General features: G+C 68.8%; 12 protein-coding genes. 5 read left to right on the top strand and 7 right to left on the bottom strand.

The window, feature by feature from the left end; genetic code table 11:
• The first annotated feature begins 39 nt into the window (after positions 1 to 39).
• Complete coding sequence (locus OG230_RS33880; RefSeq protein ID WP_328907581.1) at positions 40 to 213, top strand: hypothetical protein; 174 nt, start codon at positions 40 to 42, stop codon at positions 211 to 213.
• Positions 214 to 330: 117 nt separating this feature from the next.
• Positions 331 to 2,100, top strand: coding sequence for a cation:proton antiporter (locus OG230_RS33875; RefSeq protein ID WP_328907580.1), 1,770 nt, complete (start codon positions 331 to 333; stop codon positions 2,098 to 2,100).
• Positions 2,101 to 2,125: 25 nt separating this feature from the next.
• On the opposite strand, the gene OG230_RS33870 is transcribed toward OG230_RS33875, so the two are convergent.
• Both OG230_RS33870 and OG230_RS33865 read right to left on the bottom strand, forming a co-directional pair.
• Positions 2,126 to 3,976, bottom strand: a complete 1,851-nt coding sequence (locus tag OG230_RS33870) for a glycoside hydrolase family 15 protein (RefSeq protein WP_328907579.1) — start codon at positions 3,974 to 3,976, stop codon at positions 2,126 to 2,128.
• A 145-nt stretch (positions 3,977 to 4,121) separates the two neighbouring features.
• Positions 4,122 to 4,304, bottom strand: coding sequence for a hypothetical protein (locus OG230_RS33865; protein ID WP_328907578.1), 183 nt, complete (start codon positions 4,302 to 4,304; stop codon positions 4,122 to 4,124).
• Here OG230_RS33865 and OG230_RS33860 point away from each other — a divergent pair.
• Positions 4,303 to 5,589 (top strand): DUF2254 domain-containing protein, encoded by a 1,287-nt coding sequence (locus OG230_RS33860; protein ID WP_328907577.1) that lies wholly within the window; start codon positions 4,303 to 4,305, stop codon positions 5,587 to 5,589. The two genes, OG230_RS33865 and OG230_RS33860, sit on opposite strands and share 2 nt — an antisense overlap.
• 44 nt (positions 5,590 to 5,633) lie before the next feature.
• On the opposite strand, the gene sigJ is transcribed toward OG230_RS33860, so the two are convergent.
• Positions 5,634 to 6,578: an RNA polymerase sigma factor SigJ gene (gene sigJ / locus OG230_RS33855; RefSeq protein ID WP_328907576.1), complete on the bottom strand. Its 945-nt coding sequence runs from the start codon at positions 6,576 to 6,578 to the stop codon at positions 5,634 to 5,636.
• A 169-nt stretch (positions 6,579 to 6,747) separates the two neighbouring features.
• On the opposite strand from sigJ, the gene OG230_RS33850 reads away from it, so the two are divergent.
• Together OG230_RS33850 and OG230_RS33845 are read left to right on the top strand one after the other, a co-directional pair.
• Positions 6,748 to 7,155: a hypothetical protein gene (locus OG230_RS33850; protein WP_328907575.1), complete on the top strand. Its 408-nt coding sequence runs from the start codon at positions 6,748 to 6,750 to the stop codon at positions 7,153 to 7,155.
• Between the two features lie 183 nt (positions 7,156 to 7,338).
• Positions 7,339 to 8,196: a CPBP family intramembrane glutamic endopeptidase gene (locus tag OG230_RS33845; RefSeq protein WP_328907574.1), complete on the top strand. Its 858-nt coding sequence runs from the start codon at positions 7,339 to 7,341 to the stop codon at positions 8,194 to 8,196.
• 124 nt (positions 8,197 to 8,320) lie between these two features.
• Here the strand turns inward: OG230_RS33845 and OG230_RS33840 are convergent, their stop codons facing one another.
• The 4 genes from OG230_RS33840 to OG230_RS33825 all read right to left on the bottom strand — a co-directional run bounded on the left by OG230_RS33840 (position 8,321) and on the right by OG230_RS33825 (position 15,547).
• Positions 8,321 to 10,876 (bottom strand): glycoside hydrolase family 3 protein, encoded by a 2,556-nt coding sequence (locus OG230_RS33840; protein ID WP_328907573.1) that lies wholly within the window; start codon positions 10,874 to 10,876, stop codon positions 8,321 to 8,323.
• 208 nt (positions 10,877 to 11,084) lie between these two features.
• The gene (locus OG230_RS33835) at positions 11,085 to 13,679 is read right to left on the bottom strand and encodes a family 78 glycoside hydrolase catalytic domain (RefSeq protein ID WP_328907572.1); all 2,595 of its coding nucleotides are present in this window, start codon (positions 13,677 to 13,679) and stop codon (positions 11,085 to 11,087) included.
• A 64-nt stretch (positions 13,680 to 13,743) separates the two neighbouring features.
• Positions 13,744 to 14,658, bottom strand: coding sequence for a carbohydrate ABC transporter permease (locus OG230_RS33830; RefSeq protein ID WP_328907571.1), 915 nt, complete (start codon positions 14,656 to 14,658; stop codon positions 13,744 to 13,746).
• 4 nt (positions 14,659 to 14,662) lie between these two features.
• A complete protein-coding gene (locus tag OG230_RS33825) occupies positions 14,663 to 15,547 on the bottom strand; it encodes a carbohydrate ABC transporter permease (RefSeq protein WP_328907570.1) in 885 nt (294 codons plus the stop codon).
• Positions 15,548 to 15,657: the final 110 nt, after the last annotated feature.

The raw sequence follows: 15,657 nt of genomic DNA, 5'->3' as shown, positions 1-15,657 counted from the left end.
CGCCCAACCGCTGCCCGCCCGTGACTCGGAGTGGTCGTCGTGGTCTACCTGATCATCTTCGGCTCGCTCCTCGCCGTCCTGCTCACGATGCGTACCCGCTGGAGGCTCGCGGACGAGCCGCGGGCCGACGGGCAACCCGTCCAGGCGCCGGAGGCGGACGGCCCCTACGGCTGTTGTACTGGCTCGACACCCGCGGCGAGCTGGAAGCGCTGACCGACTCCGACCTGCGACGGACCACCGCTCCGGACGCAGACGACACCGGAGGCAGCGCCTGATGCCCCCGCTCCGCGTTGCCTCCCCTCACGCAGGAACTCGATTCGGGAAGCCCTTGTGACAGACGACCAGATCCTTCTCGGACTCGCCCTTACCGTCGTGCTGGCCACCGGCTCGCAGATCCTGGCGAACAAGCTCCGCGTCCCCGCCCTGATCCTGCTGCTGCCTGCCGGATTCGCCGCAGGCGCCCTCACCGATGTCATCCATCCCGACAAGCTGATGGGGCAGAACTTCTCCGCCCTGGTGTCCCTGGCCGTGGCGGTGATCCTCTACGACGCCGGTCTGGGACTCAACCTGCGCAACCTCACCGGCCACACGCGGTGGATCGTCGGCAGACTGCTGATCTTCGGCGTGCTCCTGACCTTTCTGGTCGTCGGCATGGTGTCACCCTCCATGTTCGGCATGCCCCTGCGCGTCGCCGCGATGCTCGGCGTGATCCTCGTCGTGTCGGGACCCACCGTCGTGGGGCCCGTGCTCGACTTCGTGCGGCCGAACGACAAGGTGCGACGCATTCTCATCTGGGAAGGAACGCTGACCGACCCCATCGGCGGCATTCTCGGTGCTCTCGTCTTCCACGCCATCGCCACCACCCATCGGATCGACATCGGCCGGGGGTACCAACTCGGCCAGTTCGGCATCAGCCTCGGCGTGGGCCTGATCGGTGGTGCGGTGGGCACGGCACTGCTGTGGTTCACACTGCGCGTCCTGCGGCTCGGGGAAACCCTGGGCACGCTGGCCCAACTCGCCACCGTCATCGCCGTCTCCGCCGGCTGCGACATCGTCCGGGACGACACGGGACTCATCGCGGCGATCGTCACAGGGCTGGCCGTCACCAACCTGCCCGGCTTCGACATGCCCGCACGCAGGCCCTTCTTCGAAACCCTGATCCAACTCATCATCGGGCTTCTGTTCATCTCCATCTCGTCCACCGTCACCCCGTCCTCGCTGACACCGGTGCTCCTGCCCTCCCTTGCCCTCATCGCGATCCTCGTCCTGGTGGTACGTCCCGTCGTCGCCTTCGCGGCGACGACACATTCAGGTCTGACCACAGGAGAACGGGCCTTCATCGGATGGATGGACCCGAGGGGCATCGTGGCCGCTGCCACGGCATCGGCGTTCTCCGCCAACCTCGTGGAACGAGGCGAGAGCGGCGCCGCGAAGATCCTCCCAGTCACCTTCCTGGTGATCGTGGGGACGGTCCTGCTGTACGCACTGACGGCAGCCCCCGTGGCCCGGCGGCTCGGGGTCGTCAAGCCGGTCGGAACACGCATCCTCCTCGTCGGGGGCGAACCCTGGGTCGTCGACATGGGAAAGGCGCTGCAGTCCGCCAATCTCGACGTGCTCATGTGGGCCGGGGCCAATGAAGAACGACAGCGAATCAAGGACGCGGGAATCGAGCTCGCCAAGGGTGACCTGTTGGCCACGGCCACGAACCCGGGGGCTCGGCTCGAGGGAGTGACGGCCGTCTTCCTCGCCACCGACGACGACGACTTCAACGCGCTGGCATCGGTCGTCATGCAGGGCAACGTCGAAGGCCCGGTCTACCGAATCGGCCCCCCACCCGATGCGCACGGCGTCGTCGCCCCCTACACCGGCGGCGACATCCTCTTCGGCAGGCCCCTCGTCCGTCACGTCCTGGCGGAACGTCACGAGGGAGGGGCACATTTCCTGGTACAGCCCGCCTCCAGCCCCCTGCCGCCGGAGCACGACACGCTCTTCGTGGTCAGGGCCGACCACAGACTGGATCCCGTCACCGAGAACCGGACGGTCACCGCCCAGGAACACGACAGCGTCGTTCTGTTCGTCCCGTCATCCCACGGAAAGTGAGCGCCGCAGGAGCCCGTCCGGGGACTTATCCCCCGTTCCCGCCTGCCCCGTTGAGCTTCGCGTCCAAGGTGATCGCCGCGTCGATCAGGGCGAGGTGGGTGAATGCCTGGGGGAAGTTGCCGAGCTGTCGGCCCGTGAGATCGATCTCCTCCGAGTACAGCCCGAGGTGGTTGGCGTACGTGAGCATCTTCTCCAGCACGAGCCTGGCCTGATCTGTCCTGCCGGCCCGGGCGAGTGCGTCGACGTACATGAAGGTGCACAGGGAGAAGGTTCCCTCGGAACCGCTGAGTCCGTCGGGCGACGCCTCCGGGTTGTAGCGGTAGACGAGACTGTCGCTGACCAGCTCCCGGTCCATCGCGTCCAGCGTGGATCGCCACATCGGGTCGTCCGGAGTAATGAATCCCACGGTCGGGATCCGCAGCAGCGACGAGTCCAGCACATCGCTGCCGTAGTGCTGTACGAACGCCTCGCGCTTCGCGTCCCATCCCCGGGCCAGGACCTGCTCGTAGATCCGGTCACGCTCGGTCGCCCAGCGCCCGCGGGCTGCCGGGCGGCCACTGGCGGAAGAGAGCCGCAGCGCCCGGTCGAAGGCGACCCACGACATCACACGACCGTAGGTGAAGTCCTTTCGCCCCCCGCGGGTCTCCCACAGTCCCTCGCCGGGCTGATCCCAGTGGTCGACCAGCCAGTCGAGGAGCGTGTGCAGGGAGGACCATCCCTTGACGTCGAGTCGGATTCCGTGCTGGTGTGCGAAGTAGATGCTGTCCAGCGCCTCGCCGTAGATGTCCAGCTGCAGCTGGCTGGCGGCCCCGTTCCCGATGCGCACCGGGGCGGAACGTTCGTACCCCTCCCAGTGCTCCAGGGTCTCCTCCACCAGGTCGGACGTACCGTCGACCCGGTACATGATGTTCAGCGGGCCCGTGTCGGAGTCGCCACCGGCCGCCTCCTCCCTCACCCGGTCGCGCAGCCACCCGATGAACGCCGTGGCCTCTTCCTTGAAACCCAGGCCGAGCAGGGCGTAGACCGAGAAGGAGGCATCACGGATCCACGTGAAGCGGTAGTCCCAGTTGCGCTCGCCGCCCAGCTGCTCCGGCAGGCCGGCGGTCGGTGCCGCGACCAGGGCGCCGCTCGGCGCGTAGGTCATGAGTTTCAGAGTCACGGCGGAGCGTTCCACCGCCTCGCGCCAGCGGCCCGTATAGGTGGACTGGGAGAGCCAGGACCGCCAGAAGTGGATGGTCTCCTCGTAGAGTTGCTGGAACTCCGCAACACGAATCTCGCGGGGCGGTCCGTCGGGAGAGGACTCGAGGACGACGCCTCGCTCCTGCCCGGCCCGCAGGGGCAGGGCGAAGCGCAGGTCGTTGTTCCCCGACAGCAGGTTGAGCAACCGCTCGTCCTGCGGCTCGCGGACAGCGTGCACCGCGATCTGCATTTCTTCCGAATCGAATACCGCTCCGTGCTCCGTGATGTGCAAGGAGTGAGGCTTGCGACCGTAGTCGAACCGAGGGGCGATCTCTCCCTCGAACGTCATGCTGCCGCGCACACAGCGCAGCATGCGCACGAGGCGATGACGTCCGGTCGCGGCGGTCCCGGTCACCGGCATGAAGTCGATCACTTCGCCTGTCCCGGACTCCGTCATGAAGCGGGTGACGAGAATGGCCGTATCGGGAAAGTACAGCTGTTTCGTCGTGTAGTTCGCTTCAGCAGGCCGGACGGTGAAATGACCGCCCTTTTCCTTGTCGAGCAGTGCACCGAACACACTGGGCGAATCGAACCGAGGACAGCAGAACCAGTCGACCGTGCCGTCGGTGGTCACCAGCGCCGCAGTCTGCAGGTCGCCGATCAACCCGTGGTTCTCGATCAGGGGGTACGCATCCATAGGGAGCCTGCTTTCACCCCGGAGTGAATATCCGGGCCGATTCGACGGACCGCGTCGTCTCTGCCGGTCGCCGACCGGACAGCCGAATGACGTACACCCGGCAACGGCGCCCCGACTCCATGAGCCACGCCATCAGGCTACGTGGTTACGCCCCGCCGGTCCTGCTGAGCTGCTCCGGACCGGTCCGCCTGCGCGCCGTGCCGCTGCGGGTGTCCTGCCGCTGCCCTACGGTGTCCATACCTGGAACAACAACCGTCTCGATCTGCGGCAGCGCGCACCTGTCCCGCATCCGGAGCTCCGGTTGCCGCGAGGGGAAGAGAATGGGCATGCGCAGCAGGATTTCCTGGGCAGCTGTGTTCCGGTTGCGGCAGTACACCAAAGGCAGTCTGTGGATCGCGCCCCTCTTCGGAATGGTGCTCGGCGTCGTTCTCGCCGAATGCGCGATCAGTGCGGACAGCGCGGACTGGCCCCCGAGCGGCTGGCAGTATTCCGCGACCACCGCCAGCACCGTTCTGAGCTCCATCGTGGGCTCGATGGTGGCGCTGCTCGGATTCGTCGTCACCATCGGTGTGCTGGTCATCCAGCAAGCGACCGGGGCGCTTTCCCCGAGGTACATGCGCCTCTGGTACCGGGACCGGCTGCAGAAGGCCGTTCTGGCCACCTTCACCGGCACGTTCGCCTTCGCCTTCTCGCTGCTGCGCAGCATCGAGTCGAACTCGGTGCCGGACCTCGGGGTCACCCTGGCCGGCGCGGCCGTGGCCTGCAGCCTGCTGCTCCTTCTGATCTATCTCAACCGCTTCACGCACAACCTCAGGCCGGTGGCCATCGCCGACATTGTCGGACGCATGGGTGCGACGGTGTTCGTCCAGGGGGCCATGGCCATCAGCAGATCCGCGCCGAACGAAGGGGAACGGGTGACCGGCGCGGTGACCCACGTCCGCACAGCGCGCGGCGGCGTGATCCAGGCATTCGACGCAGCCGGCCTGGTCGCTGCCGCGGTTCGCCACGACTGCACCTTCTCCGTGCCCCACCTCGTCGGAGACTACGTTCCTCCCGGCTCCGTGCTCGTCGAGGTCCACGGCGGTACGTCCACGCCCGATCCCCGCCATGTGACCGGCCTCGTCGCCCTGGGTCCGGAACGGACCATCGAGCAGGATCCCGCCTTCGCCCTTCGTGTGCTCGTGGACATCGCCATCCGTGCCCTCTCCCCGGCGGTCAACGACCCCACGACAGGTGTTCAGGTGCTCAACCACATCGAGTCGTTCCTCACCGTGGTCGGCGGCGTGCATCTGCCCGGTCGCTACGTGCTGGCGGACGACCGCGGCCGGCCGCGTCTCGTCCTGCACGGACGGGACTGGGAGGACTACCTCCAGCTGGCCGTCTCCGAGATCCGCGACTACGGGGCGACGTCCATGCAGGTGTGCCGCCGGCTGCACGCCCTGCTCGACGGTCTTCTCGACGACCTGCCACCGGAGCAGCACTCCTCGGTGCAGACGGAGTTGGATCTCCTACGCGAATCGGTGGAGCGGTCGTTCCCGGACCCGGCACACCGCACCGTCGCGCAGCTCCCCGACCGTCAGGGCATCGGCGGCCGGTCCCGGCCCCACCCGTAGCCGCGAAGTGGCCCGCCACCGGTGCCGTGCGGGACGTGGCCGGATCAGGTCGGTTCGCTCAGGGTCCATGCGCGGAGCTTCTCCGGGTTGCGGACGGCCCAGATGCGGGTGATGCGGTCTCCGGCGAGGTCGAACGCGGCCACGGTCACGGTGACGCCGGTGTGCTGGGCGACCAGGCCGGGTCGGCCGTTGACGGTCCGCTCGAGGAGCTTCAGGCCAGGGGCCTTGTCGGCGATGTGGATCAGGTACTGGGCGATGCGTTCGCTGCCTTCGACCGGACGCAGGACGGTGCCGACCCGGCCGCCGCCGTCGGCGCTCATCGTGGCGTCGGGGTCGAGGAGGCTGACGAGGGCTCCGATGTCCCTGGCCTCCCACGCCTCCTTGAAGTGCCGTACCAGACCGGCCTGCCCTGCCGCCGGAGCCACTGGGGCCTGAGCGGCGCGGACGCGCCGACGCGCCGAGGACGCCAGTTGCCGACAGGCCGCGGGCGACCGGCCGAGGATCTCGGCGACCTCTGCGAAGGAGTAGCGGAACACGTCGTGCAGGACGAACGCCACGCGTTCGGCCGGCGTCATCGACTCCAGTACGACGAGGAAGGCCATGCTCACCGACTCGTCCAGGGTGATCCGGTCGGCCGGGTCGGACCTGCCACCGCTCGCCCGCCCACTGATCCATTCCGTGCGGTCGGGCAGCGGCTCGGGTATCCACGTGCCGACGTAGCGTTCGCGTCGGGCCCGCGCCGAGCCGAGCACGTCGAGACAGACGCGGCCGGCCACCGTCGTCAGCCACGCACCGGGCGACTCGATGGCCTCCTGCTGCCGCTGTGACAGGGCGTACCAGCGGGTGTAGGTCTCCTGGACCGCGTCCTCGGCCTCGGCGAGCGACCCGAGCAGCCGGTAGGCGAGATTGATCAGCCGGCGCCGCTCGCCGACGACGGCGCTCAGGGCCGGCTCGGAACGGTCGTGCGCCGGCTCGGGCGGTGTACTCATGGCCGGGCGCTCCTCGGTTCTTCTCATCCGCTTCCGCTCGCGCCGCCGCGGCGATCTGTCCGACCGGACCGTGAGGTCGACGCTCCACCTCACATTTCGAGGCCCTACGTCGTCGGACTGCCGAGAGACTACCGATCCACCGCCGCGAGGCAGAAGAGGGGGCCACCTCATGGCCGTACAGACGACGAGCACGCCCGCCGGATTCACTTTCCTGCGCGTCGCGATCGCCTCGCAGACCCTGGCGCTGTTCTTCCAGGCGGCCACCGCCGGACTGCTGCTGACGTCATCCTTCGGCGCGACCCTGCACGATGTCGGATCGCGCGTGATGTACGGCGCGTCGATGCTCTACGTGCTCGCCGCGATCCTGGCCTGGAGGCCGGGCGGCGGGTCCCCCCGCCCCGTGCTGTACGCATCCGTCTTCCTCGTACTCGCCTCGGTGCAGGTGGTCCTCGGCATCGCCCACATGCCGTCGCTCCATGTCCCCCTGGGCGTGCTGATGTTCGGCTTGAGTGTGCTGGCACTGGGGCAGGCGCTGATCACCGTTCCCGACGCCGAGCGACTGCGCCCCACTCCCTGACACCCGGCCAGGCCCGGGCCGCGCTGTCGATCCGTGCCGGCCGCGGGCATTAACCCCACTGGAAATGGACATAGTGCGACATGTGAGACTGCCGTACGGGAGGCCGCAGGCCCACATCATGAAGACGTCCGCCTCCGCTCGGTGCTGACCGGGGACGTCTTCGCCGAAGAAGGAGGACGGCCCATGAACGCAGCTGAGTCGGGCGCCCAGGCCGGCAGACGGCTCTCGGTGCCCTGGTTCCTTGCCGTGGTCGTCGTCTACCTCGGCATCATCCAGGGTGCCGGACAGGTGCTGCACGTGGACACCGGCGGGGAGAGCACCCCGTTCCCGTCCACCGAGGCCCTCGTACACCACGCCCTGATCCCGATCGGCCTGTCCATCGTGTTCGCCGCAGGGGTCGTGACCTGGCTGGGCTGGTGGGGCGTCGTTCTGCGCTACCGCGCGCCCGTGCGGCGCTGGGTGCGGGTGGTGCCCGTCTCGATGCTCCTCGTCGCGCTCGTCGCCCTCAACTACGGGCACCTGTCGGACCAGCCCGCCTCCCTGGTGGCCGGGCTGCTGGTGCTCGGGCTCTTCGTCGGGGTCGGCGAGGAGCTCATGTTCCGGGGGCTCGGGGTCCACGTCTTCCACCGTGCCGGGTTCACCGAGGGCAAGGTCGCGCTGTACTCGTCCCTCGTCTTCGGACTCGCCCACATCACCAACGCGATCAACCAGGGACCGCAGGCCATCGCCCAGGCGGTCATCGTGTCCACGTCGGGGTACCTCTTCTACCTGTGCCTGCGCGTCGGCGGCACGATCCTGCTGCCGATGCTGGTGCACGGGCTGTGGGACACCAGCCTGTTCTCCGGCCTCGTCGGCACCGAGCCCGAGGCGTCCGCCACGGTCGGCCTGATCATTGCGCTCCAGATCGTCCTGATCATCGTGCTCGTCGTCCGCCGCCGCAGCGTCGAGCCCGCCGTCGGCCCTCGCGCCGGGGCCGTCACACACCCCCAGGAGACGAACCGGCCCCCGCGGGCCGACGACGGAAACCACTCCCTGACCTGACGACCAGGCCTCCCACCGCGCCTCGGCGGGAGGCGCGCGGCGGGATCCACGGAGGTGCCCCCGGCGCGGGTTCGGTGGCGGGTCCCGCGCCGGGTCCGTGCCGGAGGTGCGAGGCGGGTGCCGGTCAGGAGACGGTGATCGTCCCCGCGAGCTCGATGTCGGCGACGGAGCGACCGACGTACACCCGGACCTTGCCGGTGGGGGTCACCCAGCGGTTTCTGGACTCGTCCCAGTAGGACAGGCGGCGACGGTCGATCTCGACGGTCACGTTCTCGCGCTGTCCGGGGCGCAGGTGGACACGGGCGAAGCCGGCCAAGTGCTTCTCGGGGGTCTCCGTGCGGGTGGGAAGGTGCCCGATGTAGACCTGCACGATGTCGGAACCCGTACGGCGTCCGGTGTTCCTCACCTCGACCGTGACCTTGGCGGTGTCCTTCTCACGGGCGAGGGCGAGGTCCTCGGTGCGGAGCTTGCCGTAGGCGAAGGTGGTGTACGAGAGGCCGTGCCCGAAGGGGAAAAGGGGCTCGGCGTGGTGCTTGCCGTACCACTTGTAGCCGACGTGGATGCCCTCGTCGTAGGTGATGCTGCCGTAGGCGCCGTCGCTCTTGCCGCCGTCGTACGTGGAGGGGCCCTGCGTCTCGTCGGCGGGGAAGGTGACCGGCAGCCGGCCGCCGGGCTCGGCCTTCCCGTACAGCACGTTCGCGATGGCGGTGCCGGTCGCCGCGCCCTGGTACCAGCTCTGCACGACTCCCTTGACCTGCTTCAGCCACGGCATGAGCATCGGGCCGGAGGTGTTGAGCACGACGACGGTGTTCGGGTTGGCCTCGCCAACGGCCTCGATGAGTTGGTTCTGGTCGCCGGGCAGGGACAGGTCGTCGCGGTCGAATGCCTCGCCGGAGTAGTTGTTGACGAAGACGACGGCCACGTCGGCCTTCCTGGCCGTCTCGGCGGCTGCGGGGATGAGGGATTCGGGCTGCCAGCACAGTTTCATGCTGGGGCCCATGAAGCCGACGTCCTTCGTCGTGAATTCGACGGTGATGTCGACAGGCTTGCCGGCGGTGAGCCGGGTGACACCGCCTATGGCCGATTCCTGGGGGCCGAAGAAGGAGTCCCACAGGAAGCGGGACTCGTCGAACACGGTCACGCCGTCGACGACGAGTTTGCCCGCGCCCGCGAGCAGGGTCGAGAAGCGCACCCAACCCGTCGTCGTGGGGGTGAGCCTGCCCGTCCACCGGCCGGACCACTTGGCGGGAAGACCGCCGACGGGGTTGCCCCCGCGGAAGTCGACGTTGCCGGTGGTCGTGGTGGCGAGGGGCGCTCCGGAGAGTTCCTCGCCGGCGAAGAACTCCGCGTGCAGACCCTGCTTGCCGTCCGGCGTGGTGAAGGCGTCGGCGGGAATCACCGGGAGCGCGACATCACCCAGCGTTCCCTGGGAGAGCAGGACGCGGCTCGATCCGGCGATGGCCTTGATGGCGTCCGCCGCCGTGGTGTAGTCGCCCGGGTCGACGTAGGACGAGCCCTCGACGCCGGTGATGGCGTCCTTGCCGGTGGGGCCGATGACCGCGATGGTCGTACGGGCCGACAGCGGCAGGAGATCGCGCTCGTTCTTGAGCAGGACGGTGGCCTGTTCACCCGTGACGCGCGCCAGGTCCTGGTGGGCGGGAGTGGTGACGACCGCTGCCGGGGTGGCGGGCAGCGGGTGGTCGTAGGCGCCGGAGGCGAAGAGGGCGAACAGGATGCGGCGGGCGGCGTCGCGGGTGCGCTCCTCGGGGATCCGGCCGTCGGTGAACGCTTCCTTGGGCGTGTCGGGGATGAGAGCCGCGGAGTCGATCCCGGCACGGAAGGATGCGACGCGGTCGCCCGTCGGGTAGTAATCGGTGCCGACGTACCCGTCCGTCAGGCCGAGGTCGGTCTTCAGATCGTTGATGATCTTTTCGTTCTGACAGGCGAACACCCCGTTGATCCTGGGGTAGGAGGTCATGATGGAGAGCGCGCCTCCCTCGCGGATCGTGTGCTCGAACGCGGGGTAGTAGAGCTCGCGCAGCGCCCGCTCGGAGAGCTTCACGTCCAGCGAGTTCCGGCCCTCCTCCTGGTGGTAGACCGTGAAGTGCTTCACCTGGGCGATGACGTCGTTCTTCTGGAAGCCCTTCGCCACGGCCGCTCCGATGACGCCGTTGACCAGGGGGTCCTCGCCGTACGACTCCGCCTCCCGGCCGTTGCGCGGGTTGCGGTCGACGTCCACCGTGGGGCCGAGCAGGACGTTCCAGCCCTTGCCGCGGGCCTCTGCGCCGATCGCGTCCCCGCACTTCTCGGCGAGCGCGGCGTCGAAGGTGGCCGCAAGGGCGTTGGGCGCCGGGAAGGCCGTGACGCCCGTGTCTCCTCGCAGGCCGTCGGAGGCGTCCACCCGGGTCATCGCCGGAATGCCCAGGTGCTCCAAGGGCTTGAACTCGGCGACCTCGACGGCGGTCACGAGGACGACCCGCTCCGCGTGCGTCATCGCACTGACGAGGGTGTCGGCACGCCAGCCGGCCGGCTTGGCGGTGTCGCGCCACGGCTGGTCCGTCTTCGCCTTCGTGATCACCTCTGCGGAGGCCGCAGGGATGCCGGTGACCATGACGCCGGCGGTACCGACCACTGCTGCGGCGACCACCTGGCGCCGGGATATACCTCTGGAACGATTCATTCTTCCGTACTCCTTCGGAGGAAAGGCGTGGGAGTGAGCGAAGCGGACGTTCATCGGGGCTGTGGCGAGGGGTGCCGGGTCGGGTCAGGCCGACCCGGCACCGGATCCACCTCTCCGTACCGGCGCCTTGCCGGGCGGTCATGAAGCCGCCCGGCAGGCGCACGTGCCGGAGAGGAATCTGAGGGACGAAGGCGGGTGGCCGCCTGCGTCAGGCGGCGCTCCGGTCGAGCAGGGCCGTGTCGAAGGTGTGGTCTCCGGGGCCGATCGCCAGGGGCGGGCGCCCCGGCAGTTCCACCGTTCCGGAGCAGCCTTGAGGGACGGTGATGCGGGCTGTCATCACGCCGTCGGCCAGCCGCCAGGACAGGGCCGCCAGGCCGTACGGGGTTTCGTGGCTGGTGTCCGCCCAGGTGATGCCGCCGCCGGGGCGGGGCCGGTAGGAGAGGGTTCGGTAGCCGGCCTCGGTGGCGGTGATGCCGCCGACGACGCGGTGGAGCCAGTCGGCCACGGCGCCGAGCGCGTAGTGGTTGAAGGAGGTCATCCCCCCGGGGTTGAGGGTGCCGTCGGGGCGCAGGCTGTCCCAGCGTTCCCAGATCGTGGTGGCGCCCTGGGTGACGGTGTAGAGCCAGGAGGGGCATTCGGTCTGTGTCAGGAGGCGATAGGCGACGTCGAGGTGCCCGGTGTCGGTGAGGGCGTCGCAGATCAGCGGTGTGCCGACGAAGCCGGTGGCGATGCGGGCGTCGTTCTCCAGGACCAGGGTGGCCAGGCGGTCGCCGGCCCGCCGGCGGAGGTCGGGTGCGTCGAGCAGGTCGAATGCGAGGGCGAGGCAGTAGGCGGTCGGGCTGTCGCTCGTCATACGCCCGGAGGGAAGGACGTACGCGTCCCGGAACGCGACGGCGACCGCGTCGGCGAGTGCGCCGTAGTGGCGGGCGGCGTCCGTGTCGCCGAGCGCCTCCGCCGACCAGGCAAGGTGACGGGCGGAGCGGGCGAAGTAGGCCGTGGCCACGAGGTAGCGGTCGGTGCGACCGTCGCCGGGGTCGTCGGGCGGGGCGATGGGGTCGAGCCAGTCCCCGAGCTGGACTCCCGTGTCCCACAGTCGGGTGGGCCCCGCCAGGCGTTCCACGAGGTCGACCCACTTGCGACCGGTCGCGAAGTGACGGCGCAGCAGGTCCAGGTCGCCGAAGCGTCGGTAGAGGAGCCAGGGGGTGAAGGCGGCGACGTCGCCCCACGCGGCGCCGGGGTGGATCGGGGTCCAGGAGGGGCCTCCGGGTATGACGGGCACGTACCAGGGGACCGTGCCGTCGGGGAGCTGCTCCGCGGCGACATCGGTGAGCCAGGAGTCGAGCATGCCGACGCAGTCGTAGAGGTAGCTGGCGGTAGGGGCGAAGACCTGGAGGTCGCCGGTCCACCCGAGACGCTCGTCGCGGGCCGGGCAGTCGGTGGGGATGTCGACGAAGTTGCCGCGCATGCTCCACACGACGTTCTCGTGCAGGCGATTGACCAGAGGATCGCTGCATGCGAACCAGCCGGTGCGCCGCATGTCGGTGTGGTGGACGAGCGCGGTCACCGCTCCCTCGGGCAGGTCGTCACCCGGCCAGCCCGTGATCTCCGCATAGCGGAAGCCATGCAGGGTGAAACGGGGCTGCCAGGTACGTGGGCCGTCTCCGGCGAGGACGTAGACGTCCACGGCGTGTGCCTCCCGCAGCGGACGGGTGGCGAGCTCGCCCTGCTCCAGGACTTCCGCGTGGCGGAGCGTGATCGTGGTGCCTTCGGCGCCGTCGACCGTGAGGCGCAGCCTGCCGACGAGGTTCTGCCCGAAGTCCAGCAGGTAGCGGCCATCCTCCTTGCGGGTGACGCCGACGGGCTCGACTTCCTGCGTGCGGCGCACCGCGGGCCCCTGGGGCGCCACGAGGGTTGCGGGGTCCCGTCGGTGGACGGCGACCGGGGCCCAGTCCGCGGGACGTCCGGGGGTGGGAGTGGACCATGCGGGATCGTCCAGGCGGGCGTCGAAGGTCTCGCCTTCGTACAGGCCGCTCGTGAGGATGGGGCCGGGCGCGGCATGCCAGGTCGCATCGGTGGCGATGACCGTGGTGGTGCCGTCGTCGTGAGTGATCTCCAGCTGGGCGATGAGTGACTGGTCGGTCCCGTAGATGTTGCGCGTGCCGCCGTCGAACCCGAAGCGCCCCCGGTACCAGCCGTCGCCGAGCCAGGCTCCGACGGTGTTCGCGCCCTGCGTGAGGTGGGCGGTGACGTCATAGGTGTAGTAGCGCAGACGCTCGTGGTAGACCGTCCACCCCGGGGACAGCGCGTCCTCCCCCACCCTGGCACCGTTGATCTCCGCCTCGTACAGCCCGTGCGCGGTGACGTAGAGGCGGGCCCGGGTGACCGGACGTTCGAGGGTGAAGTCCTTGCGCACGCGGGCGGGGCGCCGGTCGGTGTCGGGGTTCTCGGACCAGGCCGCACCGACCGGGACCGCACTCCAGTCACCGGCGTCCAGCAGACCGGGCTCGACCGCTCTGGGCTCGCTCCACGCGGACGGCTCGCAGCCCGTGGACCACGTGCGGACCCTGACCGTGGCGCGCTCGCGCGAGGCGAGCGGGTCCCCGGGCCAGGACACCAGAACATGGTCGGGGCTGTCGATGCGACCGGTACGGAGCAGACGCCCGCCCCGGTCGAACTCGACCTCGTACGCCTCTTGGACGGCAGTACCGGCGGGCAGCTGCCACGACAGGCGAGGGGCGGCGACGCCGATCCCGAGACCATGGGTCAGGTGCTCGAACGTGACCGGGGCAGGCTGAAGGGACATCGGTGAGGGGACCTTCCGTGAAGGGTGCGGTGGAGCAGCGGGGGGGTCGGGAGCGGGCCGGTTCTCAGCCCTTGACGGCCCCGCCGGTGAGGCCCTTCATGACCTTCTGGTTGAGGAAGAGGTAGATCAGCAGGGTGCCGACGACGTTGATGCAGATCGCGGCGAACAGCGGGCCGTACTGCGTGGCGCCGAAGTCGCCGGTGAAGTTGAGCAGGCCGACCTGAATGGTGCGCATGTCCTGGCTGTTGGTGAAGGTCAGCGCGATGAGCAGGTCGTTCCAGATGAAGAAGAACTGCACCAGGCCGACGGTGAGCAGGGCGTTGCGGACCATGGGAACGCTGATGGTCCAGAACGCGCGCAGGATGCCGGCACCGTCGATGGTCGCGGCCTCGAACAGCTCCCTGGGGACCGTCTTGTAGTACGTGGCCATCATGAACACCGTCAGGGGAAGCCCGGTACCGGTGTAGGTGAGGATCAGCGGCCACAGCGTGCCCGAGAGGCCGGTCTGGAAGTACACGGTGAACAGCGGCAACAGGATCATCTGCGAGGGCACCATCATGCCCGCGAGGAAGAGGAGCAGCGTGAAGCTGCGGCCCTTCCACACCATGATCTGCAGCGCGAATCCGGCGGCCGTGCCGAGCAGCAGGATCAGCGCCAGGGAGGGGACGACGGCCATCAGGCTGTTCTTCATGTACAGACCGATATGGCCCGTGGTCCATGCCTCGGTGTAGTTGCCCCATTCCCACGTGGTGGGCAGGCTCCAGGTGGAGTGGTTGAGGTAGTCGTCGTTGGACTTCAGCGAGGTGAGGAACATCCACAGCAGGGGGTAGACCTCGACGACCAGGAGTACGCCGACGGCGACCTTGACCCAGATGCTCCCGCGGCGCGGGCGCTTCGGTGCGGTGCGGGCCGTGCCGGGCCGCTGGCTCCCGAAGGTCTTCCTGGCGGAGGCGGTGTCGCTGGATGTGGTGAGTGCCATGGCTTCAGCCCTTCGTGAGGTCGCGGCGCGAGAGGCGGAAGACGACCAGGGTCACCAGCAGGCACACGACGGTCAGCAGGAAGGCGACGGTGCTGCCGTAGCCGTAGTCGCTGTAGGTGAACGACGTCTGGAACATGTAGAGGGTCAGCGGCGAAGTGTCGTTGCCGGGACCGCCGTTGGTCAGGGCGACGATCGAGTCGAAGACCTTCAGAGTGCCGTTGATACTGAAGATCAGGGACGACATCAGAACGGGAAAGGACAGGGGCACGACGATGTGACGGACCAGCCGCAGCCCGGATGCTCCGTCCAGACGGGCCGATTCCAGGACCTCTTCGGGGATGTCGACGAGTCCGGCGAAGAGGAGGACGGCGTAGAAGCCCATGGAGCGCCAGATGTCCATGACGACGAGGACCCAGAAGGCACTTCCGGCGCTGCCGAAGAAGTCAATCGATTCCAGACCGACCATGTTGAGAAGGGAGTTGACGGGTCCGGTCTGCGGCGCGACCTGGAAGAACTTCTGGAAGAGCAGTCCGACGGCGACGGTGGGCAGCACGACGGGGAAGAACGCCAGCGTACGGACGAGCGCCGAGGACTTCTTCAGGAAGAAGACGTAGAGCAGCGCCAGCAGGTATCCCGTCAGCACCTGGCCGACCGTCACGACGGCCGCGTACTTGAGGGTGAACGTGAGGGCTTCACGGACGGCCGGGTCGGTGAACAGGCGCTGGAAGTTGTCCAGCCCGTTCCCGGTGAAGCCGTCGATCGTGTTGCCCTTGGTGAAGGAGTACCCCAGTGACCACACCATCGGGACCAGCATGATGAGGGAGTAGACCAGCAGAGCGGGACCGATCAGGATGGCGACGGCCCTGCGGTCACCGAGTACACGGTGCATGGAAGGTGTCCACTTCTGTGGTGGGCGAGCGATGGTGCGCGAGCGGTGCGGCGGGCCCGGAGGGTTTCTGCGGGGAGGCGGTACGCATCCTGGGCCGCGCCGCGCCATGC

This window comes from Streptomyces sp. NBC_00234, assembly GCF_036195325.1.
Taxonomy (GTDB): Bacteria; Actinomycetota; Actinomycetes; order Streptomycetales; family Streptomycetaceae; genus Streptomyces.
The sequence above is the reverse complement of the archived record's forward strand: the minus strand, read 5'-3'. Positions and strand labels throughout refer to the sequence as shown.